The following is an 18,924-nucleotide window of genomic DNA, read 5'->3' as shown; positions in this document are numbered from 1 at the left end:
TTGCGCAGCGCTCACGCCACCTGTCGCGTGAGCATCAGATCCATGTTCTGCACGGCTGCGCCCGATGCGCCCTTGCCGAGATTGTCGAGCGATGCGACGAGGTTGACTTGGCCCCCGCCCTCCGTGCCGAGCACGAAGAGCTTGAGCTTGTCGGTGCCGGCCAATTCGGTTGGGTCAAGCCGCGCGAGACCTGCACTCTCATCGAGCGAGACAACTTCCACATTTGGCTGACCCTCGTAATGGTCGGCAAGCGTGGCATGGATTTCACCGAGCGAAGAGGTGCCGTTCAGGTCGCTCAGATAGAGCGGCACGTTCACCAGCATGCCTTGCGGAAAACGTCCGACATTGGGCGTGAAGATCGGCTTGCGGGAAAGCCGGCCGTGTTTCTGCATTTCGGGCACGTGCTTGTGCTTGAGCGGCAACGCGTAGAGGAAGAAGGGTGCCGCGATGTGGTCCGGGTTTGCCGGGTCTTCCATCTGCGCGATCATCTGCTTGCCCCCGCCGGTGTAGCCCGACACGGCATTGACCGTGACGGGATAATCGTCCGGTAGAATGCCCGCCGCGACGAGCGGACGGATCAGTGCAATCGCTCCTGTCGGATAGCATCCGGGATTCGCCACGCGGTCGCTCCGTGCGATGCGCTCGGCCTGGTCCGCATCGAGTTCGGGAAAACCATAGGCCCAGGCGTCGTCTACGCGATGCGCAGTCGAGGTGTCGATGATACGTGTCTTTGCGCCATCGACCATCGAGACCGCTTCGCGCGCGGCATCGTCAGGCAGGCAGAGAATGGCGATGGTGGCTTCGCGCAACATCTCGGCGCGCGCCCCGGCATCGCGGCGGCGCTCGACGGGGATGGAGAGTAGTTCGAGGTCGTCGCGGCCGCCCAGGCGCTGACGAATCTGCAGACCAGTCGTACCATGTTCGCCGTCGATGAAGATCTTTGCCATGTTACTTCCCAATCACTTGCGGCGGTTTGCGGAATCAGCCCGTGAACACCGCGCCGGCCTTCTTCTCGGCGAGCAGAGCCAGATAGAACATCGCGACCGTTGCGCCTGCGATCGCCGTGATGTCGGCATGATCATAGGCCGGCGCAACCTCGACGATATCGGCGCCCACAATATTCAGCGTACCGAGACGCCGTAGCACAGACAGGATTTTTGCCGAGGATGGGCCGCCGGCCACCGGCGTCCCCGTACCCGGCGCGAAAGCCGGGTCCAGGCAATCGATGTCGAAGGTGAGATAGGTCGGGCGGTCGCCTACGCGCTCACGGATCGCGCTGACGATATCGGCGATGCGCATCTCCTCGATCTCGTCGCCGTAGAGGATTTCGAGCCCGTAATCGTCCGGCGCATGGGTGCGGATGCCGATCTGGATCGAATGCTCGGGGTCGATCACCCCGTCTTCCACCGCGCGCGCCACGAACGAGCCGTGGTCGATGCGGCGGCCGTCGTCGAGCCAGGTGTCCTGGTGCGCGTCGAACTGCACCAGCGCTAGTTTGCCATGCTTCTTGGCATGTGCGCGGAGGAGGGGCCAGGTGATGTAGTGGTCTCCCCCCAGCGTCACTAAAAAAGCATCCTTGTCGAGGATGGCGCTCGCCTGCCGTTCGATCGAGGCCGGCGTTTCGGCGTGGTTGCCATAATCGAGCAGGCAATCGCCATAGTCCGCCACCGCGAGCTTTTCGAACAGGTCGCGCGAGAACGGGTATTGCGGGTCGTTGTCGAAGATGGCCGAGGCGCGGCGCATGGCTTGGGGCCCGAAGCGCGCGCCAGGACGGTTCGACACCGCCGCGTCGAAGGGAATGCCCCAGACGACCGCATCCGCGCCGTCGATGTTCTTGGTGAAGCGGCGGCGCATGAAGGAGAGAGCACCGGCATAGGTCGGATCCCAGGCGCGGCCCAGCAGGCTCTCGGTGGTGAAGGCGTGGTCGATGCTGGTCGAAGCCATGACGCAGATCCCTGTTCTCTGCCGCTTTATTGGCGAAAGCCGAGGCGAAAGCCAGCCCTTCCGAGGCTTTCATGAAACTGTCGCGGCGCAGTAGTCCCAGCGTCATGCGCGACGGCTACGGCCCATCCTCGAAAAGGCATTCGAGGGACTTGCGCCATGCTCCGTTTCGCCCTGTTCGCTTTACTGACATCCGCTTCGGTGATCGCCACACCATTGCGCTCCGAACCGGGGCGCGCCGCTGAGATCGCACAACGCTTCAGTGATCGCAGGGTCGCGCCGCACCACGTCATGGTGCTCGCTCATCGCGGCGGCTGGCTCGAAAACGGTAAGCCGGTGCGCGCCGAGAATTCCCGTGCTGCGATCGAGAATGCCATCGCGATGGGCGTGGAAATGGTCGAAATCGATGTCCGCAAATCGGCGGATGGCGAACTCGTCGTCATGCATGACAGCTGGCTCGACCGGACCACGACATGCAAGGGCGAGGTGGAGCGACAGAGCCTGAGGCAGATTCAGCAGTGCAGGCTGGTCGTCGAGGGAAGCCGCCCGACCATGGAAACCGTGCCCACCTTGCGCGATCTGCTGCTCGTCGCGCGCGGCCGCATCATGGTCAATATCGACAACAAGCTCGGCCTCGACGCCGTCGCGGAATATGCCGCGCTCGCCCGAGAGTTGGGCATGGAGCGCGACGTGGTAGTGAAGGAAAATATCTGGAACGAAAGCAGGCTCGCAGCGGTCAAGTCGGCGCTCAAGCCCGGCGTCCGGTTCATGCCGGTGTTGGCAGATGATGCGGTGCGCAGTCCGGGGTTCGCAACCGAAGTGGCCGAGAGCTTCGATTCGACCGCGCTCGAGATTGTCGTTTGGCGTCAGCCAGATGCGCCGACACTCGATGGTGGGCCGCTCTTCACGCCGGCGATGCAAGCTGCTTACGCGAACTCCAACCAGCACGTCGTTGTGGACACGCTTTCCATCGTCAACACGCCCGGCGGTCTACTCGCTGGTGGGCGCGGCGACAGGCTCGGCGTGGGCGCAGACCTTCCGGGCGAGGCCTACGGCTTCTGGCTCGACCGCGGCGCCACCATGATCCACACCGATGAGCCCAAGGCGGTCATCGGCTGGCTCGAAGCCGAGGGGCGCCGCATACCCTATGGTCTCACCAACTGATCCATCCAAAAGAAAAGGCCGCCCGGAGGCGGCCTTCTTGTTGGCTGTATCGGGAAGCGATCAGCGCTTCGAGAACTGGAAGGACCGGCGGGCCTTGGCCTTGCCGTACTTCTTACGCTCGACGGTACGGCTGTCGCGCGTGAGGAAGCCGCCCTTCTTGAGTACCGAACGCAGGCCCGGCTCGTAATAGGTCAGCGCCTTGGAGATGCCGTGACGAACCGCACCGGCCTGGCCGGAGAGACCACCGCCGGCCACCGTCACGACGATGTCGAACTGGCCTTCGCGGTTGGACGCGACGATCGGCTGCTTGAGCACCATCTGCAGCACCGGGCGCGCGAAGTATTCGCCGAATTCCTTGGTGTTGACGGTGATCTTGCCGGAGCCGGGCTTCACCCAGACGCGTGCGATTGCGTCCTTGCGCTTGCCGGTAGCATAGGCGCGGCCCTGCTTGTCGAGCTTCTGGACGTGAACGGGAGCCGCAGCCTGGTTGGACTGCACGCCCGTGGCTGCACCGAGATCGGCGAGCGAGTTGAGTTCAGCCATGATCAGGCCCTCTTGTTCTTGCCGTTGAGCGCCGCGACGTCGAGCGACTCGGGCTGCTGGGCGGTGTGCGGATGCTCTGCGCCGGCATAGACGCGGAGATTCTTCATCTGGCGACGGCCGAGCGGGCCACGCGGGATCATGCGCTCAACAGCCTTTTCGACTACGCGCTCGGGGAAGCGACCTTCGAGCAGCTGACGCGCGGTGCGCTCCTTGATGCCGCCCGGATGGCCGGTGTGCCAGTAGTAAACCTTGTCGGAATGCTTCTTGCCCGTGAACACCACCTTGTCGGCGTTGATGACGACCACATTGTCACCGTCATCGACGTGGGGGGTGAAGGAGGGCTTGTGCTTGCCGCGGAGACGATTGGCGACGACTGAGGCGAGACGACCGACGACGAGACCTTCGGCGTCGATCAGCACCCACTTCTTCACCACGTCCGCAGGCTTCTGCGAGAACGTCTTCATGAGTTGGTTCCTTGAGTGACCTTGGCATCGGGTGTGAGCCCTTTAGCCGAGGCGTTTCTTGTTGCTTTTGTTCGAATGAGTCGAACGGATGGATCGGGGGACCGAACCATACGGCGTCTATAAGCGAGAGCGGTCGCAGCGTCAACGCGTTGACCTAACGCTGCTGGCAAATTGTGCCATTGAGAACAATAACTTAGATATGTGGTATTATTTTACCGTATGCTGACTTTGGCCTGAGAGGTCTTTGGAGGAGCGTTATCGTGATTGACGTTATGCGTCCGTCGAGAGCAAAACGATCGGAGCAAGGAGAGTATCATGGCGGAGATCGTAGCCATCAAGCGCGTCGCGGACACCCCGCTTCGTGTGGAAGCGGACGGGCCGCTCCTGCGTGTGATCCTCGCCAGCCCGCCTGCCAATGCGTTGTCGCGCGAGATGCTGAAGCGGCTCCATGAAGCCATCGACCGTGCCTCCACCGACGGAGCCGTGCGCGTCGTCGTCATCGGCGCCGAAGGGAAGGTGTTTTCGGCCGGACACGATCTCAAGGAGATGAACGGCCGTCGCGGGGATGCGGACCGCGGCCGCGCCTTCTTCGAGGAGACCATGCTTGCTTGCGCTTCGCTGATGCAGGCGATCGTCCGCTGCCCGAAACCCGTGATCGCAGCGGTCGACGGACTGGCGACCGCTGCTGGCCTCCAGCTGTTTGCGAGCTGCGATCTCGCTGTGGCCACCGACACCGCCACCTTCTGCACGCCGGGCGTCAATATCGGCCTGTTCTGCTCGACGCCGATGGTTGCGCTGTCGCGCAATGTGGGCCGCAAGCAGGCGATGGAGATGCTGCTGACGGGTGAGACCATCGATGCGGCGACCGCGCGAGAATGGGGCCTGATCAACCGCGTCGTGCCGCGCGAATACCTGAACCCCGTGGTGACCAAATACGCCCAAACCATTGCATCGAAACCGGCTTCGACGTTGAGGATCGGCAAGGAGGCGTTCTACCGGCAGGCCGAAATGCCGTTAGCGGAAGCCTATGACCATTCGGTGCGCGTGATGGTCGAAAACATGCTCGCTCGCGACGCGGAAGAGGGCATCGGTGCGTTTCTCGAAAAGCGCGAAGCGCGTTGGGAGGACTAGATGGAGCCGCGCATTTCGCTCATCACGCTGGGCGTCGAGGACCTCGAACGTGCCGTCGCCTTCTACGAGAAGATGGGTTTGATCCGGCACAAGCGTTTCACCGAAGGGGTTGCTTTCTTTCAGCTCGGCGGACTAATCCTTTCGCTCTGGCCGAGAGAGGCCTTGGCTGAGGATGCCGGGCTCGATCAGGGCTTCGCGGCCTATCAAAGTGCCTCGTCCAACGCGCCTTTCTCCGGCGTTGCACTCGCCTACAACACCCGGGACGTCGCAGAGGTCGCCGATGTGCTGAACCGGGCCGATGGCGCGGGCGGCCGTGTGGTCAGGCCGACGAGGCGAGCCGAGTGGGGCGGCACTCAGGGCTATTTCTTCGACACCGAGAACAATCTCTGGGAAGTCGCCTATAATCCGGACTTCTCGATCGACGCCGAGGGCCGCATCACGCTGCCCGATTGAACACATCCCAATCTGTTGTCAGGCGACTGCGACAATCCCCACTATCCGCAACGTTGCGCATGGGAATATGAAATGCGGTTGCATTCGCGGACCGGGGCGGCATCAATGGCGCCGCGTTCGGACTAGGAGCCTTTCATGCCGCGTGAACCGGGATTCAGCACACTCGCCATCCACGCGGGAGCCCAACCCGACCTCACCACAGGCGCACGTGCGACGCCGATCTACCAGACGACGTCATATGTCTTCGAAAACAGCGAGCACGCGGCCTCGCTGTTCGGGCTGAAGGCGTTCGGCAATATCTATACGCGCATCATGAACCCGACCCAGGCCGTGCTAGAAGAGCGGCTGGCAGCACTGGAGCAGGGCACGGCGGCCGTGGCGGTCGCCTCGGGTCATGCTGCGCAGTTGCTCGTCTTTCACGCACTGATGCGGCCCGGAGACAATTTCGTTGCGGCCCGCCGGCTCTATGGCGGCTCGATCAACCAGTTCTCACATTCGTTCAGGAATTTCGGCTGGGAGGTCCGCTGGGGCAATACCGACGAGCCGGAAAGCTTCGATGCGCTGATCGACGAGCGCACGCGCGCGATCTTCATCGAAAGCCTCGCAAACCCCGGCGGCAATTTCGTGGATATCGAAGCGGTGTCGAACGTGGCGCAACGGCACGGCATTCCGCTGATCGTCGATAACACGCTGGCCACGCCATACCTCGTTCGTCCCATCGAGCACGGCGCGGATATCGTGATTCATTCGCTTACCAAGTTCATCGGCGGTCACGGCAATTCGATGGGTGGCGTCGTCGTGGATGGGGGGACGTTCGACTGGTCGAAAAGCGGGAACTATCCGATGCTGTCGGAGGCGCGGCCAGAATATGGCGGCATGGTCCTACATGAGACATTCGGAAATTTCGCGCTGGCGATCGCCGTGCGGGTACTCGGCCTGCGAGACCTTGGCCCTTCGATTTCACCGTTCAACGCCTTCATGATCCTGACAGGTCTGGAAACGCTGCCGCTGCGGATGCAGCGCCACTGCGATAACGCGATGAAGGTGGCGCACTGGCTTGCCGCGCATCCGAAGGTCGCCTGGGTATCCTATCCCGGCTTGCCGAGCGACGCGAACCACTCGCTCTATCGCCGCCACTCGCCCAAGGGTGCGGGCGCCGTCTTCACTTTCGGCCTGAAAGACGGTTACGAGGCAGGTATCCGGCTCGTCGAAGGGCTGGCGCTGTTCTCGCACCTCGCCAATATCGGCGACACACGCTCGCTCGTCATCCATCCGGCCTCGGCCACACACCGCCAGCTGACGGACGAGCAGAAGCGCGCGGCGGGGGCAGGATCCGAGGTGATCCGTATCTCGGTTGGCATCGAAGATGTTGCAGACATCATCGCCGACCTCGAACAGGCATTGAACAAGGCATGACACTCTTTCTCAAGATCAACACGACGAGCATCGAGCCCGAGGAAGGCGCGCCGGATGTCGGCCGCATCATCGAAGGCGAACCGCGTTTCAAGACGTGGAACGCTGAAGAAGCTGATGGCGGGCTCTATGCGGGCGTCTGGGAGGCGACGCCCGGCAAGTGGCGGATCGTCTATGACGAATGGGAATTCTGCCACATCCTCGCAGGTGTCTCGGTCATCGAAGAATACGGCGGGGCGGCGCGCACCGTGCGCGCCGGCGACAGCTTCGTCTTGCGGCCAGGCTTCAAGGGAAGCTGGCAAGTGCTTGAGACGACGCGGAAAGAGTATGTAATTAAACTTCCGTGATTTAGTCCCAAGCGCAGCGCAGCGTTTCCAGACCGTGGAAATGGTAGCTGTCGCGAAAGCGGGGCTCCTCCACGAGCCGGAGCTTCGGCAGGCGTTCGAACAGCACACGCAACGCGATCTGCAATTCGAGACGTGCCAACGGCGCGCCGATGCAGAAGTGGATGCCCGCGCCGAACGAGACGTTCTTCTGGTCCGCGCGTGACGGAATGAAGTTGTGCGGCTCGGCAAAGGAGGCCGGATCGCGATTGGCCGCACCGAGCAGAAGCGCGATCTTATCACCCGGTTCGACGGACACTCCCTCCGCAATCTCCGCCGGTTCCTTGGCCCAGCGTGTGAACATGTGCAGCGGCGCGTCGAAGCGCAGGCACTCCTCGACAGTCGCTTCGCCGGCCTGCGGTGTGGCGAAGAAGCGGCTCGCGTCGCCACCCTGCATCAGGATGGCGCGGATGGCGTTGCCAGCCTGATGCACTGTTGCTTCATGGCCGGCGTTGAGCAGGAGAATGGCCGAAGCCACGAGTTCGTCTTCGCTGAGCCTGTCGCCATCCGCCTGCGCGGCAAGGAGGAGCGAGAGAAGATCGTCGCCTTCCGCGCTACGGCGCCTGCGAGCGTGGTCGCGGATGAAATCGGAAAACTCGGCTGAGGCGCGGTTGGCATCGGCTTCGACTTGGCGGGAAGGCCGGTGCATGTACATCGCGACCATGCGGTGCGACCAGTCGAGCATCTGCCCGCCCATCTCCACCGGCACGCCAAGCATCTCGGCGATGATCGTGATCGGCAGCGGCGTGGCAAAAGCGGGCAGCAGGTCGGCTTTGCCCTCCTTCTCGATAGCGTCGATCAGGGAATGTGACAGCGCTTCGATGCGCGGACGCAGGCGCTCGACCTGCCGCGAAACGAAGGCGCGGTTGACGAGCCCACGCAGCCGCGTGTGGACGGGCGGCTCGAGTTCCAGAAGCGAGGCGGCTTCGAGGCGGTCGAAAGCCTCAAGATGGTCGCGGGTGCCGACATGAGCGAGATAGCCACCCGGTTTCTCGCGGCCGAAACGCTTGTCGCGGAAAAGCCTGTTCACGTCGGCATAGGCGCTCACGCACCAGAAACCGTATTCTTCCCAAAAGAAAGTCGGCGCGACCGCGTGCAGATAGGCATAAGCCTCGTAAGGGTTCTGAACAAAGCGCGGCTCGTGCGGGTCGAGGCTGACACGGCGTTTGGCCGGGTCGAAGGAAAGGTAATCGGGGCGCGAGGGAAACGTCTGGAGCATCCGATTTCCAGTAGCCGAAGCTTGCGCGCTGGCAAAGCGCTTGGCATCCCCGGCCCGAACCAGAGGAGCTTTCCATGAAGGTCATCGTCGTCGGCGCCGGCATCGCCGGGCTTTCCACGAGCTGGGCGCTCACCAAGCGTGGCCACCAGGTGACGCTGCTCGAACAAGGTCCGATCCCGAATCCGATGGCAGCCTCGGGCGACCATCATCGCATTATCCGCCGCGCTTATGGCAAGGCGTCGGGTTATGGCCGGATGATCACGGAAGCCTACGAGGCCTGGGACGAACTATGGGCCGATCTCGGCATCAGCCATCTCGACCCGCGCGGCTTTATCTGCATTTCGCGCGAGGAAGGCGACGAGGCTGAAATCATGCGCCAAGGGCTGGAGGCCGGCGGTTATCCGTTGGAAGTCGTGCAGCCGGACGAGGCTGTCGCGCGCTGGCCGTTTCTCGAAGCCGGCACCCTCCGCTATGCATTCTTCTCGCCCGAAGGCGGTGCGCTTCATTGCCGCTTCATCGCCCGCGACCTCGCTGCATGGCTCCGCAAGAATGGCGCGGATCTCCACGAGCATTCGCAGGTGACGGCAGTCGATACAGTGAATGCCTGCGTGACGCTCGCTTCCGGCGAGGTGCTGGAGGCGGACCAGATCGTGGTCACCGCCGGCGCCTGGGTGCTCAAGCTGTTCCCACATCTGGCGCATACGCTCACTGCCTGGCGCACGGCGTTGTCCTACTGCGACGTTCCGGCAGACCTGCAGGAGGCATGGGAGCGCGCGCCGGTGATCCTTGATGTGGGCGGCGACACCGACGGCTACATTATCCCGCCCACGCCGGTGGGTGGCATGAAGTTCGGCACGGGCCTGCACAAGAACGTGACGGAAGACGCCAATGCCGACCGCACGCCGCGTCCCGGCGAGGGCGAGGAAATCCGCAACCGCTTCGCGCCGCCCATCGCACGCATCGGGGAATACAAGGTCCGCGAGGTCGTGACCTGCGCCTACACATTTACATCCGACGAGCGCTTCGCCTCGTTCGAAGAGGGCCGCTGCCTTGTCGTTTCGGCCTGCTCGGGCCACGGCTACAAATTCGGCGCGGCTGTGGGGCGTCGCGTGGCCGCAGGCGTCGACGAGAAGGATGCACCGGGCCTGCTCCGCTGGCTTCAGGCTGAGCTCGCATAACCATAACAAAGAGGTAGAGGCACCCGGCCTTGCGCAAGGTGGAAGGGCCATCCTATCTACCGGACAAGAACTCTCAGCCTGATTCCGCGCTGTTTCCCGCTAGCAGCGCAGTTTGCAATTCCAAGAAGGCACGTCCTGAAATGAAAGATCCAGTCCAGACCTACATGAATCTCGTGCCGATGGTGGTCGAACAGACCAATCGCGGCGAGCGGGCATACGACATTTTCTCGCGCCTGCTGAAAGAGCGCATCATCTTCATCACGGGTCCCGTCGAGGACGGCATGGCGACGCTCGTCTGCGCGCAGTTGCTGTTCCTCGAAGCGGAAAACCCGAAGAAGGAAATCAACCTCTACATCAATTCGCCCGGCGGCGTGGTGACCTCGGGCATGGCGATCTATGACACCATGCAGTTCATCAAGCCGGCCGTTTCGACGCTCTGCACCGGGCAGGCGGCCTCAATGGGGTCACTTCTGCTCTGTGCTGGTCACCCCGATATGCGCTTCGCCACCCCAAACGCCCGCATCATGGTCCACCAGCCTTCGGGCGGGTTCTCCGGCCAGGCCTCGGATATCGAGCGCCACGCGCAGGACATCATCAAGCTGAAGCGTCGTTTGAACGAGGTCTACGTCAAGCACACCGGTAAGAGCTATGACGAGATCGAAAAGACGCTCGACCGCGATCACTTCATGACGGCGGACGAAGCCAGGGATTTCGGTCTCGTCGACAAGGTGATCACGTCGCGCGAAGCCATGGAGGCTGCGGTCGCCGCCAGCTGAACGGCAGCGCCCGCATGACAAGGATTTGACGACGGTTGCGGCAATTCGGTCACAATCGGCTGTTTCCTCGAAAGGGAACGCAGCCTACGTTAAGTCTCTATTGAGCGACGCAAAGCTAGCGTTGCGTGAAGTGGTTGGATTCGGAGCGGTTTTGCGGAGTACGCGGAACCTGAACCGGCGAAGACTTCTTCCTTAGCCCCTACCAGGCGCGGCATGGGGGCCGCGCCGAGGCCGGGCGAGCTGAACAAGGAATCCGGGAATGAGCAAGGTCAACAACGGCGGCGGCGACTCCAAGAACACGCTCTACTGCTCGTTCTGCGGCAAGAGCCAGCACGAGGTCCGCAAACTCATCGCCGGACCCACTGTGTTCATCTGCGACGAGTGCGTCGAGCTGTGCATGGACATCATCCGCGAGGAGAACAAGACCTCGATGGTGAAGTCGCGGGAGGGCGTGCCCACCCCGCAGGAAATTTTGAAGGTTCTGGACGATTACGTGATCGGCCAGCCCTATGCCAAGCGCGTGCTCTCGGTAGCCGTGCACAATCACTACAAGCGCCTCGCACATGCGGGCAAGAACAACGATGTCGAGCTGGCCAAGTCCAACATCCTGCTGATCGGCCCGACCGGTTGCGGCAAGACGCTGCTCGCGCAGACGCTCGCTCGCATCATCGACGTGCCTTTTACGATGGCTGACGCCACGACGCTGACCGAGGCAGGTTATGTCGGTGAGGATGTCGAGAACATCATCCTGAAGCTGCTGCAGGCTGCCGACTACAATGTCGAGCGTGCCCAGCGTGGCATCGTCTACATCGACGAGATCGACAAGATCAGCCGCAAGTCGGACAATCCCTCGATCACGCGCGACGTGTCGGGCGAGGGCGTCCAGCAGGCGCTGCTGAAGATCATGGAAGGCACGGTCGCATCCGTTCCGCCGCAAGGCGGGCGCAAGCATCCGCAGCAGGAATTCCTGCAGGTGGACACGGCCAACATCCTGTTCATCTGCGGTGGTGCGTTTGCCGGTCTCGACCGTATCATCTCGGATCGCGGTCGCAAGACCTCGATCGGCTTCGGTGCCAGCGTGGCGTCCCCCGAGGACCGCCGCTCGGGCGAGCTGTTCCGCCAGGTCGAGCCCGAGGATCTTCTGAAGTTCGGCCTCATTCCTGAGTTCGTCGGTCGTCTGCCGGTTTTGGCAACGCTCGAAGACCTGGATGAGCCCGCGCTGATCCAGATCCTGACCGAGCCGAAGAATGCGCTGGTGAAGCAGTATCAGCGTCTTTTCGAGATGGAGAATGTGGAGCTGACCTTCCACGAAAACGCGCTGTCCGCGATTGCCCGTCGCGCCATCGAGCGCAAGACCGGTGCGCGTGGCCTGCGTTCCATCATGGAAGCGATCCTGCTCGACACGATGTTCGAACTTCCCGCGCTAGAAGGCGTGCAGGAAGTGGTGATCTCCGAAGAGGTCGTCGGCGGCAAGGCTCGCCCTCTCTACATTTATGCCGAACGCGAAGAGAAGGGCAGCGCGAGCGCTTGAGCGCGCTCCCTCCTTCCCTTGAATATGCCGCCGGGCGCGACCACTTAAAGACTGTGGGGATGCCGGCTAATTCCGCGCTTGCGAAGGCCCTTCTTTTGAGGTGGGCTAAGGCGGAAAGACGCGCCCCATTATTTCAGTGAGCCGCAGCCGGCTCTTGAAGCGGCGGCGGCAGAAAGGTTGTTCCATGACCGAACAAACGAGGTCTTCCCCGGACGGCGCGTTCGCCGTTCTCCCCTTGCGCGACATCGTTGTGTTTCCGCACATGATCGTGCCGCTTTTCGTGGGGCGCGAGAAATCGATCAAGGCGTTGGAAGACGTGATGGGAGCCGAGAAGCAGATCCTTCTCGCCACGCAGATGAATGCGGCTGACGATGATCCTCAGCCCGACGCGATCTATGACATCGGCACCGTGGCCAACGTGCTTCAGCTTCTGAAGCTGCCGGACGGCACCGTAAAGGTGCTGGTCGAAGGTACGGCACGTGCTAAGATCGACAGCTTCACCGCCCGTGAGGAATTTCACGAGGCTTTCGCCGACGTGCTCGATGAGCCCGAGGAAGAAGAAGTCGAGATCGAGGCGCTCGCGCGCTCGGTGGTCTCCGACTTCGAGAACTACGTGAAGCTCAACAAGAAGATTTCGCCTGAAGTGGTCGGCGCTGCCAGCCAGATCGACGACTATTCGAAGCTTGCCGATACCATCGCCTCGCATCTCGCGATCAAGATCCCCGAGAAGCAGGAAATGCTTGCGACGCTTTCCGTCAAGGAGCGCCTCGAGAAGGCCATGGGCTTCATGGAGTCGGAGATTTCCGTGCTCCAGGTGGAAAAGCGCATCCGCTCGCGCGTCAAGCGCCAGATGGAGAAGACACAGCGCGAGTACTACCTCAACGAGCAGATGAAGGCGATCCAGAAGGAGCTGGGCGAGGGCGAGGACGGCCGCGACGAGGCTGCCGAAATCGAAGCCCGCATCAAGAAGACCAAGCTTTCCAAGGAAGCCAAGGAAAAGGCCGACGCTGAGCTGAAGAAGCTCAAGACCATGTCGCCGATGTCCGCCGAGGCAACCGTCGTGCGCAACTACCTCGACTGGCTGCTGTCGCTCCCTTGGGGCAAGGCGTCCAAGGTGCGCACCGATCTCGACTTCGCGCAGGAAGTGCTCGACACGGATCACTACGGCCTCGACAAGGTCAAGGACCGCATCGTGGAGTATCTCGCGGTGCAGAGCCGTCAGCGCAAGCTGAAGGGTCCGATCCTATGCCTCGTCGGCCCTCCCGGCGTCGGCAAGACCTCGCTCGCCAAGTCCATCGCCAAGGCCACGGGACGTGAATATGTTCGCATGGCACTCGGCGGCGTTCGTGACGAGGCGGAAATCCGCGGTCACCGCCGCACTTATATCGGCTCCATGCCCGGCAAGGTCGTGCAGTCGATGAAGAAGGCGAAGAAGTCCAACCCGCTCTTCCTGCTCGACGAGATCGACAAGATGGGCATGGATTTCCGCGGCGACCCGTCATCGGCCCTGCTGGAGGTCCTGGACCCCGAGCAGAATGCGACGTTCATGGATCACTACCTCGAGGTCGAATATGACCTTTCGAGCGTGATGTTCGTGACGACCGCGAACACGATGAACATCCCCGGTCCGCTTTTGGACCGCATGGAGATCATCCGTATCGCGGGTTACACCGAGGACGAGAAGGTCGAGATCGCCAAGCGCCATCTGATGCCGAAGGTCGTCCGCGACCACGCGCTTCAGCCACAGGAGTTCTCGGTTACCGAGGATGCCATCCGTGAGGTGATCCGCACCTATACGCGGGAAGCCGGCGTGCGCAGCCTCGAGCGCGAGCTTATGAAGCTCGGGCGCAAGGCGGTGACCGAGATCATCAAGACCAAGGTTCCGACCGTCGCGGTGACAAAGGAGAACCTGGCCGACTATCTCGGTGTTGAGCGCTACCGCTTCGGCATCATCGATGCGGAAGATCAGGTGGGCGTCGTCACGGGCCTCGCCTGGACCGAGGTCGGTGGTGAGCTCCTCACGGTTGAAGGCGTCATGATGCCCGGCAAGGGCAAGATGACGGTGACCGGCAACCTGAAGGACGTGATGAAGGAATCGATCTCTGCGGCGGCATCCTATGTCCGCTCGCGCGCCGTCGATTTCGGCATCGAGCCGCCGGTTTTCGACAAGCGCGACATCCACGTGCACGTGCCGGAAGGTGCGACGCCGAAGGACGGTCCGTCGGCGGGCACTGCGATGGCAACGGCGATGGTTTCTCTTCTGACCGGCATTCCGATCCGCAAGGATGTGGCGATGACGGGCGAGATCACCCTGCGCGGCCGCGTGCTGCCGATCGGTGGCCTCAAGGAGAAGCTGCTTGCAGCGCTTCGTGGGGGCATCAAGAAGGTTCTGATTCCCGAGGACAACGCCAAGGACCTGGCGGACATCCCCGAGAACGTGAAGAACGCGCTGGATATCGTGCCCGTCAGCCGCGTCGGTGAGGTTCTGGAACATGCGCTTGTGCGCATGCCCGAGCCCATCGAATGGGTCGAGCCTGCCATCTCTGCACCGGTGACGACGCCGGAACTGACGGAGGATGGGTCATCGAAGTCGCTGGCTCACTGAACCGAGTAGACCGAACGATGGAGAAGCCGGGCGAAAGCCCGGCTTTTTCGTAGGAAAAGGGGTCACGAAAGCCCGGAATTCCTTGACCTTTGCGTGATTTGAGGGTTGGTAATCCACCGGCTTGCATGCAAGGAAAGCCGTCAGTTGCGCGGCATGAGGCCGACAACTGGCATCCATGACTTGGCCGCACGTAGCCGGTCGACCCAAAGGGGAGTGCAAATGAACAAGAATGAATTCGTCGCGGCTGTTGCCGAAGCGTCGAACCTCTCGAAGGCTGATGCCGCCAACGCTGTCGAGGCGATGGTCAGCGTCATCACCTCGGAACTGAAGAACGGCGGCGACATCCGCATCGTCGGCTTTGGCAACTTCAGCGTCTCGAAGCGTGCCGCCACGACCGGCCGCAACCCGCAGACCGGCGCCGAAGTTAAGATCCCGGCCCGCTCCGTGCCGAAATTCACGGCCGGCAAGGGCCTGAAGGATTCGGTCAACTGAGTTCCAGGCATCAAAGCCGAAGCATCGAAGCCGGGTTTAAAGCCCGGCTTTTTCTTTGCCTGCAGGCGCTGCGTGAACCATCTTCGTTCGATTGATGCGCCCGGCCGCCGTCAGGTGGACACCAGGACACGCGTTGCAAGGCGGAGCGCGTTAGCTCGGCCGAGCGAGTGGCTAACGAATGATAGGGGAAACGTGGTGGGCGATGACGGACTCGAACCGCCGACATCCTCGGTGTAAACGAGGCGCTCTACCAACTGAGCTAATCGCCCCCAATCGGTGAGTGTGCTCTAGGCGTTTCGCGCCCGAACCGCAAGTCCGTCGAGCTTCCGTTGCGGAGCCCAAAATGATTGCAAGAAGCATGTGACACGCGCTTGACAGGGGGCAGGGGACCCCTTAATCAGCCGCTCACACGCCGAGACGGAAACGCTTCTCGGCGGGGAGCGCGGGTGTAGCTCAGTCGGTTAGAGTGCCGGCCTGTCACGCCGGAGGTCGCGGGTTCGAGCCCCGTCACTCGCGCCATTTTTCGAAGACTTACTTCCTGATGTCAGTCTTGAGTTGGAACCGGACAAAGTCGGTTCCAAGTTTTTGACCGTCCTTTATTCCGAAGACTGAACCGGTTGCAGTGAGAAGCCTCGGGGCCAGATCGCCGCGCGGGGCTACCTCGATCGAATTGAGTTTGAGCCAGTTCGCCATGAGCCGCAGTTCCGCCGCGAGTTCTTCGGCCGTGTCATCGGGTGCGCCGGGCTCGGCATAGGCCGCCAGCACACGGAGCACTTTGCCGGCGCGGTCCGCCTTGAGATCGACGCGCGCGGCGATTCGATCGCGCAGCAGGAATGGCAGCACGTAGTAACCGTGGATGCGCTTTTCGGCCGGCACGTAGATTTCGATGCGATAGCGGAAATCAAAGAGATTCTCGGACCGGTTGCGCTCCCAGACAAGCGGGTCGAACGGCGACAGCAGCGCCCGGCCTTCGACGCGACGCGGCAGCTTGGCGTCGCGGTGCATGTAAGCGGGCCGATCCCAGTCTTTGATCGCAACCGGAATCAGTGTCCCTTCCTCGACCAGTTCTTCGAGCCTGTTCTTTACGTCGGACGGCGACAGCCTGAAGTAGTCTCGCAGGCAGTGGGCGGTTGCGATTCCATGGGCACGCGCGGACAGGGCGAGGAGCTGGCGATGGGCGTCCGCGACGTCCGGAACCGGTCGTCCGAGAACTTCAGCAGGCAGTGTCCGCTCGGGCAGGTCATAGACGCGCTCGAAACTTGTGCGGCGGTGCGAGGCTGTCAGCAGGCCGGCCCAGAACAGCCACTCGAATGCCCGTTTGGTGTCGCTCCAGCCCCACCAGCCGCCCGCGCCGCGTTCGCCATCGATCTCCGAAGCCGACAAAGGGCCGCGCTTTGTCACTTCGCCGAGAATCGACTGAATCATGTCGGGCCGTTCGCGACCGAAATTGGCGAGCCCGCCATAGATGCCTTCGCCGTTGCGCGCGCGCGCCATGCGCCACTGCATCAGGGGCCAGGCTGAAAGAGGAAGAAACGACGCCTCATGCGCCCAATATTCGAAAAGCCCGCGCCGCTTGCCCTTTGCCGCACCTTCGAGAAGTGCCGGCGCGTAAGGGCCAAGACGTGAGAAGAGCGGCATGTAATGGGCGCGCACCAGCACGCTCACGGAATCGATCTGAAAAAGGTTCAACCGGTCAGCGAGCTTGAGTACGTCTCGGCGCGTGGGAATGGCGTCTCGACGTGGGCGGCTCAGGCCTTGCGCGTAGAGTGCTATTCTGCGCGCCTGCGCCTGCGAGATCGTCTGCACCATTCGTCAACTCTGCCATGCAAAACGTGATGGCGGTAGGTGCCGCTTTGCGTGGCGACAAAGGCCGCGCACGCCTATATGGGAATGGCGGGAGGGCGCGCGTTTTGCCGCAAATCCGCGACTTTTAGTTTCTTGCTTCGCTTGAGGGGCTGCGCTAACGCAAGCCTCAATTGCAGCGGGTGTTGCAGGCTTGGAATGCCAAGCTATCTTGCAACCCTCAATCGTTTTAGGCTTGCCGATGGGCGAGCTGGCTTTTGGACAAAGTGGGGCGATGGACGCGCTACTCTATTCTTACATGCCCGTGGTGATCTTCATGGGCGTTGCGCTGCTGATCGGCGTCGCACTTATCGTGACCCCGTTCATCGTCGCTTATCGCAATCCGGATCCAGAGAAACTGTCGGCTTACGAATGCGGCTTTAATGCATTCGACGACGCCCGCATGAAGTTCGACGTCCGGTTCTACCTCGTGTCGATCCTCTTCATTATCTTCGATCTCGAAGTCGCCTTCCTCTTCCCGTGGGCCGTGTCGTTCGGCGCCATCGGCTGGGTTGGGTTCTGGTCGATGATGGCCTTCCTTGGCGTTCTGACGATCGGCTTTATCTACGAATGGAAGAAGGGAGCGCTCGAATGGGATTGAATGATGCGTCCGCGACGCTCATCGCGCCCCGCCCCAAGGGCCTGATCGACCCGAACACTGGCAATCCGATCGGTGCCGATGATCCGGTGTTCCGCGAGATCAACGAAGAACTGAACGCGAAGGGCTATCTGGTCACATCCTCTGAGGCGCTGATCAACTGGGCTCGCTCGGGCTCGCTGATGTTCATGACCTTCGGTCTGGCCTGCTGTGCCGTGGAAATGATCCATACGTCCATGCCGCGCTATGACAGCGAGCGCTTCGGCATCGCGCCTCGTGCGTCACCGCGCCAGTCGGACGTGATGATCGTGGCCGGTACGCTGACGAACAAGATGGCGCCCGCCTTGCGCAAGGTCTATGACCAGATGCCCGAGCCGCGTTACGTCATATCGATGGGATCCTGCGCCAACGGCGGCGGCTACTACCACTATTCGTATTCGGTGGTTCGCGGCTGCGATCGCGTGGTGCCGGTCGATATTTATGTGCCGGGTTGCCCGCCCACCGCCGAGGCTCTGCTCTACGGCCTGCTTCTTCTCCAGAAGAAGATTCGTCGCACGGGAACGATCGAACGATGAGCGCCAGGGAAAAGGTCGACGCTCTGGCCGAGCAGCTGCGCGCCACGTTCGAGCCGCGGGGCGCGAAGGTCATCGCTGCGTTTGACGAGGCTACGCTCGTGGTCGAGGCGGATGCGCTTCTTGAAACCATGCAGACCCTGCGTGACGACCCGCAGTATCGCTTCATCTCGATCCTCGATGTGTGCGGCGTGGACTATCCGGGCCGTGCACGCCGTTTCGAGTCGGTTTATCACCTGCTGTCGCCGTCCAAGAACGTCCGTGTTCGCGTGAAGGTCTCGACCGACGAGGATACGCCGATCCCGAGCGTGACCGGCATCTATCCCGGCGCGGACTGGTTCGAGCGCGAAGCGTACGATCTTTACGGCATTCTTTATTCGGGGCACCCGGACCTTCGCCGCATCCTCACCGACTACGGCTTCGAGGGGCATCCGCTGCGCAAGGACTTCCCGCTGACGGGCTTCGTGGAAGTTCGTTACGACGACGAAGCCAAGCGCGTGGTCTACGAGCCCGTGGACCTGCGTCAGGAATTCCGCAACTTCGACTTTCTCTCGCCATGGGAGGGCACGGACTACGTGCTGCCGGGCGACGAGAAGGCGAAGCATTGATCGGGCAACAC

At 62.1% G+C, this 18,924-nt stretch carries 19 protein-coding genes and 2 tRNA genes; 14 read left to right on the top strand and 7 right to left on the bottom strand.

Going from position 1 to position 18,924, the window contains the following annotated elements:
* Positions 1–11: 11 nt before the first annotated feature.
* Positions 12–947: an N-acetyl-gamma-glutamyl-phosphate reductase gene (argC, locus tag NGM99_RS13300; protein WP_252819658.1), complete on the bottom strand. Its 936-nt coding sequence runs from the start codon at positions 945–947 to the stop codon at positions 12–14.
* Between the two features lie 34 nt (positions 948–981).
* Positions 982–1,944, bottom strand: a complete 963-nt coding sequence (gene speB, locus NGM99_RS13295; protein ID WP_252819656.1) for an agmatinase — start codon at positions 1,942–1,944, stop codon at positions 982–984.
* 156 nt (positions 1,945–2,100) lie between these two features.
* On the opposite strand from speB, the gene NGM99_RS13290 reads away from it, so the two are divergent.
* Entirely contained in the window at positions 2,101–3,105 is a 1,005-nt protein-coding gene (locus tag NGM99_RS13290) for a glycerophosphodiester phosphodiesterase family protein (protein ID WP_252819654.1), read from the top strand.
* 60 nt (positions 3,106–3,165) lie between these two features.
* On the opposite strand, the gene rpsI is transcribed toward NGM99_RS13290, so the two are convergent.
* Both rpsI and rplM read right to left on the bottom strand, forming a co-directional pair.
* A complete protein-coding gene (gene rpsI, locus NGM99_RS13285; protein WP_252819653.1) occupies positions 3,166–3,648 on the bottom strand; it encodes a 30S ribosomal protein S9 in 483 nt (160 codons plus the stop codon).
* A 2-nt stretch (positions 3,649–3,650) separates the two neighbouring features.
* Positions 3,651–4,112: a 50S ribosomal protein L13 gene (rplM, locus tag NGM99_RS13280; protein WP_252819651.1), complete on the bottom strand. Its 462-nt coding sequence runs from the start codon at positions 4,110–4,112 to the stop codon at positions 3,651–3,653.
* Positions 4,113–4,427: 315 nt separating this feature from the next.
* Between rplM and NGM99_RS13275 the strand changes: the two genes are divergently transcribed.
* The 4 genes from NGM99_RS13275 to NGM99_RS13260 all read left to right on the top strand — a co-directional run bounded on the left by NGM99_RS13275 (position 4,428) and on the right by NGM99_RS13260 (position 7,456).
* A complete protein-coding gene (locus tag NGM99_RS13275; RefSeq protein WP_252819649.1) occupies positions 4,428–5,243 on the top strand; it encodes an enoyl-CoA hydratase in 816 nt (271 codons plus the stop codon).
* Positions 5,244–5,696, top strand: coding sequence for a VOC family protein (locus NGM99_RS13270; RefSeq protein WP_252819648.1), 453 nt, complete (start codon positions 5,244–5,246; stop codon positions 5,694–5,696). It begins immediately after the preceding gene.
* A 135-nt stretch (positions 5,697–5,831) separates the two neighbouring features.
* The gene (locus NGM99_RS13265) at positions 5,832–7,112 is read left to right on the top strand and encodes an O-acetylhomoserine aminocarboxypropyltransferase (RefSeq protein ID WP_252819646.1); all 1,281 of its coding nucleotides are present in this window, start codon (positions 5,832–5,834) and stop codon (positions 7,110–7,112) included.
* The gene (locus NGM99_RS13260) at positions 7,109–7,456 is read left to right on the top strand and encodes a cupin domain-containing protein (protein ID WP_252819644.1); all 348 of its coding nucleotides are present in this window, start codon (positions 7,109–7,111) and stop codon (positions 7,454–7,456) included. The genes NGM99_RS13265 and NGM99_RS13260 overlap by 4 nt, the downstream gene beginning before the upstream one ends.
* Before the next feature lies 1 nt (position 7,457).
* Here the strand turns inward: NGM99_RS13260 and NGM99_RS13255 are convergent, their stop codons facing one another.
* Positions 7,458–8,711, bottom strand: coding sequence for a cytochrome P450 (locus NGM99_RS13255; RefSeq protein ID WP_252819641.1), 1,254 nt, complete (start codon positions 8,709–8,711; stop codon positions 7,458–7,460).
* A 74-nt stretch (positions 8,712–8,785) separates the two neighbouring features.
* On the opposite strand from NGM99_RS13255, the gene NGM99_RS13250 reads away from it, so the two are divergent.
* The 5 genes from NGM99_RS13250 to NGM99_RS13230 all read left to right on the top strand — a co-directional run bounded on the left by NGM99_RS13250 (position 8,786) and on the right by NGM99_RS13230 (position 15,293).
* Positions 8,786–9,889, top strand: coding sequence for an NAD(P)/FAD-dependent oxidoreductase (locus NGM99_RS13250; protein WP_252819640.1), 1,104 nt, complete (start codon positions 8,786–8,788; stop codon positions 9,887–9,889).
* Between the two features lie 140 nt (positions 9,890–10,029).
* Entirely contained in the window at positions 10,030–10,665 is a 636-nt protein-coding gene (locus NGM99_RS13245) for an ATP-dependent Clp protease proteolytic subunit (RefSeq protein WP_252819638.1), read from the top strand.
* Positions 10,666–10,924: 259 nt separating this feature from the next.
* Positions 10,925–12,196 carry an ATP-dependent Clp protease ATP-binding subunit ClpX gene (gene clpX, locus NGM99_RS13240; RefSeq protein ID WP_252819636.1) on the top strand — a complete coding sequence of 424 codons (1,272 nt, stop codon included), beginning with the start codon at positions 10,925–10,927 and terminating at the stop codon, positions 12,194–12,196.
* 184 nt (positions 12,197–12,380) lie between these two features.
* Positions 12,381–14,801 carry an endopeptidase La gene (gene lon, locus NGM99_RS13235; protein WP_252819634.1) on the top strand — a complete coding sequence of 807 codons (2,421 nt, stop codon included), beginning with the start codon at positions 12,381–12,383 and terminating at the stop codon, positions 14,799–14,801.
* A 219-nt stretch (positions 14,802–15,020) separates the two neighbouring features.
* Positions 15,021–15,293 (top strand): HU family DNA-binding protein, encoded by a 273-nt coding sequence (locus NGM99_RS13230; RefSeq protein WP_252819632.1) that lies wholly within the window; start codon positions 15,021–15,023, stop codon positions 15,291–15,293.
* Between the two features lie 193 nt (positions 15,294–15,486).
* Here NGM99_RS13230 and NGM99_RS13225 read toward each other — a convergent pair.
* Positions 15,487–15,562, bottom strand: a tRNA-Val gene (locus NGM99_RS13225).
* Between the two features lie 173 nt (positions 15,563–15,735).
* On the opposite strand from NGM99_RS13225, the gene NGM99_RS13220 reads away from it, so the two are divergent.
* Positions 15,736–15,812, top strand: a tRNA-Asp gene (locus NGM99_RS13220).
* 12 nt (positions 15,813–15,824) lie between these two features.
* On the opposite strand, the gene NGM99_RS13215 is transcribed toward NGM99_RS13220, so the two are convergent.
* Positions 15,825–17,102 carry a winged helix-turn-helix domain-containing protein gene (locus NGM99_RS13215; RefSeq protein WP_252819631.1) on the bottom strand — a complete coding sequence of 426 codons (1,278 nt, stop codon included), beginning with the start codon at positions 17,100–17,102 and terminating at the stop codon, positions 15,825–15,827.
* Between the two features lie 268 nt (positions 17,103–17,370).
* Between NGM99_RS13215 and NGM99_RS13210 the strand changes: the two genes are divergently transcribed.
* The 3 genes from NGM99_RS13210 to NGM99_RS13200 are packed head-to-tail and all read left to right on the top strand — an operon-like array spanning position 17,371 to position 18,913.
* Positions 17,371–17,736 carry an NADH-quinone oxidoreductase subunit A gene (locus NGM99_RS13210; protein ID WP_252820055.1) on the top strand — a complete coding sequence of 122 codons (366 nt, stop codon included), beginning with the start codon at positions 17,371–17,373 and terminating at the stop codon, positions 17,734–17,736.
* The gene (locus tag NGM99_RS13205) at positions 17,727–18,308 is read left to right on the top strand and encodes a NuoB/complex I 20 kDa subunit family protein (protein ID WP_252819629.1); all 582 of its coding nucleotides are present in this window, start codon (positions 17,727–17,729) and stop codon (positions 18,306–18,308) included. Before NGM99_RS13210 ends, NGM99_RS13205 begins: the two co-directional genes overlap by 10 nt.
* The gene (locus tag NGM99_RS13200; protein ID WP_252819627.1) at positions 18,305–18,913 is read left to right on the top strand and encodes an NADH-quinone oxidoreductase subunit C; all 609 of its coding nucleotides are present in this window, start codon (positions 18,305–18,307) and stop codon (positions 18,911–18,913) included. The genes NGM99_RS13205 and NGM99_RS13200 overlap by 4 nt, the downstream gene beginning before the upstream one ends.
* Positions 18,914–18,924: the final 11 nt, after the last annotated feature.

Source organism: Mesorhizobium liriopis, assembly GCF_024053505.1.
In the GTDB taxonomy this organism is placed as follows: Bacteria; Pseudomonadota; Alphaproteobacteria; order Rhizobiales; family Rhizobiaceae; genus Mesorhizobium_B; species Mesorhizobium_B liriopis.
The sequence above is the reverse complement of the archived record's forward strand: the minus strand, read 5'-3'. Positions and strand labels throughout refer to the sequence as shown.

Bases quoted from the DNA above. Each gene is read 5' to 3' on its own strand.
- argC (WP_252819658.1), bottom strand. From the start codon at position 947: ATGGCAAAGATCTTCATCGACGGCGAACATGGTACGACTGGTCTGCAG.
- speB (WP_252819656.1), bottom strand. From the start codon at position 1,944: ATGGCTTCGACCAGCATCGACCACGCCTTCACCACCGAGAGCCTGCTG.
- NGM99_RS13290 (WP_252819654.1), top strand. From the start codon at position 2,101: ATGCTCCGTTTCGCCCTGTTCGCTTTACTGACATCCGCTTCGGTGATC.
- rpsI (WP_252819653.1), bottom strand. From the start codon at position 3,648: ATGGCTGAACTCAACTCGCTCGCCGATCTCGGTGCAGCCACGGGCGTG.
- rplM (WP_252819651.1), bottom strand. From the start codon at position 4,112: ATGAAGACGTTCTCGCAGAAGCCTGCGGACGTGGTGAAGAAGTGGGTG.
- NGM99_RS13275 (WP_252819649.1), top strand. From the start codon at position 4,428: ATGGCGGAGATCGTAGCCATCAAGCGCGTCGCGGACACCCCGCTTCGT.
- NGM99_RS13270 (WP_252819648.1), top strand. From the start codon at position 5,244: ATGGAGCCGCGCATTTCGCTCATCACGCTGGGCGTCGAGGACCTCGAA.
- NGM99_RS13265 (WP_252819646.1), top strand. From the start codon at position 5,832: ATGCCGCGTGAACCGGGATTCAGCACACTCGCCATCCACGCGGGAGCC.
- NGM99_RS13260 (WP_252819644.1), top strand. From the start codon at position 7,109: ATGACACTCTTTCTCAAGATCAACACGACGAGCATCGAGCCCGAGGAA.
- NGM99_RS13255 (WP_252819641.1), bottom strand. From the start codon at position 8,711: ATGCTCCAGACGTTTCCCTCGCGCCCCGATTACCTTTCCTTCGACCCG.
- NGM99_RS13250 (WP_252819640.1), top strand. From the start codon at position 8,786: ATGAAGGTCATCGTCGTCGGCGCCGGCATCGCCGGGCTTTCCACGAGC.
- NGM99_RS13245 (WP_252819638.1), top strand. From the start codon at position 10,030: ATGAAAGATCCAGTCCAGACCTACATGAATCTCGTGCCGATGGTGGTC.
- clpX (WP_252819636.1), top strand. From the start codon at position 10,925: ATGAGCAAGGTCAACAACGGCGGCGGCGACTCCAAGAACACGCTCTAC.
- lon (WP_252819634.1), top strand. From the start codon at position 12,381: ATGACCGAACAAACGAGGTCTTCCCCGGACGGCGCGTTCGCCGTTCTC.
- NGM99_RS13230 (WP_252819632.1), top strand. From the start codon at position 15,021: ATGAACAAGAATGAATTCGTCGCGGCTGTTGCCGAAGCGTCGAACCTC.
- NGM99_RS13215 (WP_252819631.1), bottom strand. From the start codon at position 17,102: ATGGTGCAGACGATCTCGCAGGCGCAGGCGCGCAGAATAGCACTCTAC.
- NGM99_RS13210 (WP_252820055.1), top strand. From the start codon at position 17,371: ATGGACGCGCTACTCTATTCTTACATGCCCGTGGTGATCTTCATGGGC.
- NGM99_RS13205 (WP_252819629.1), top strand. From the start codon at position 17,727: ATGGGATTGAATGATGCGTCCGCGACGCTCATCGCGCCCCGCCCCAAG.
- NGM99_RS13200 (WP_252819627.1), top strand. From the start codon at position 18,305: ATGAGCGCCAGGGAAAAGGTCGACGCTCTGGCCGAGCAGCTGCGCGCC.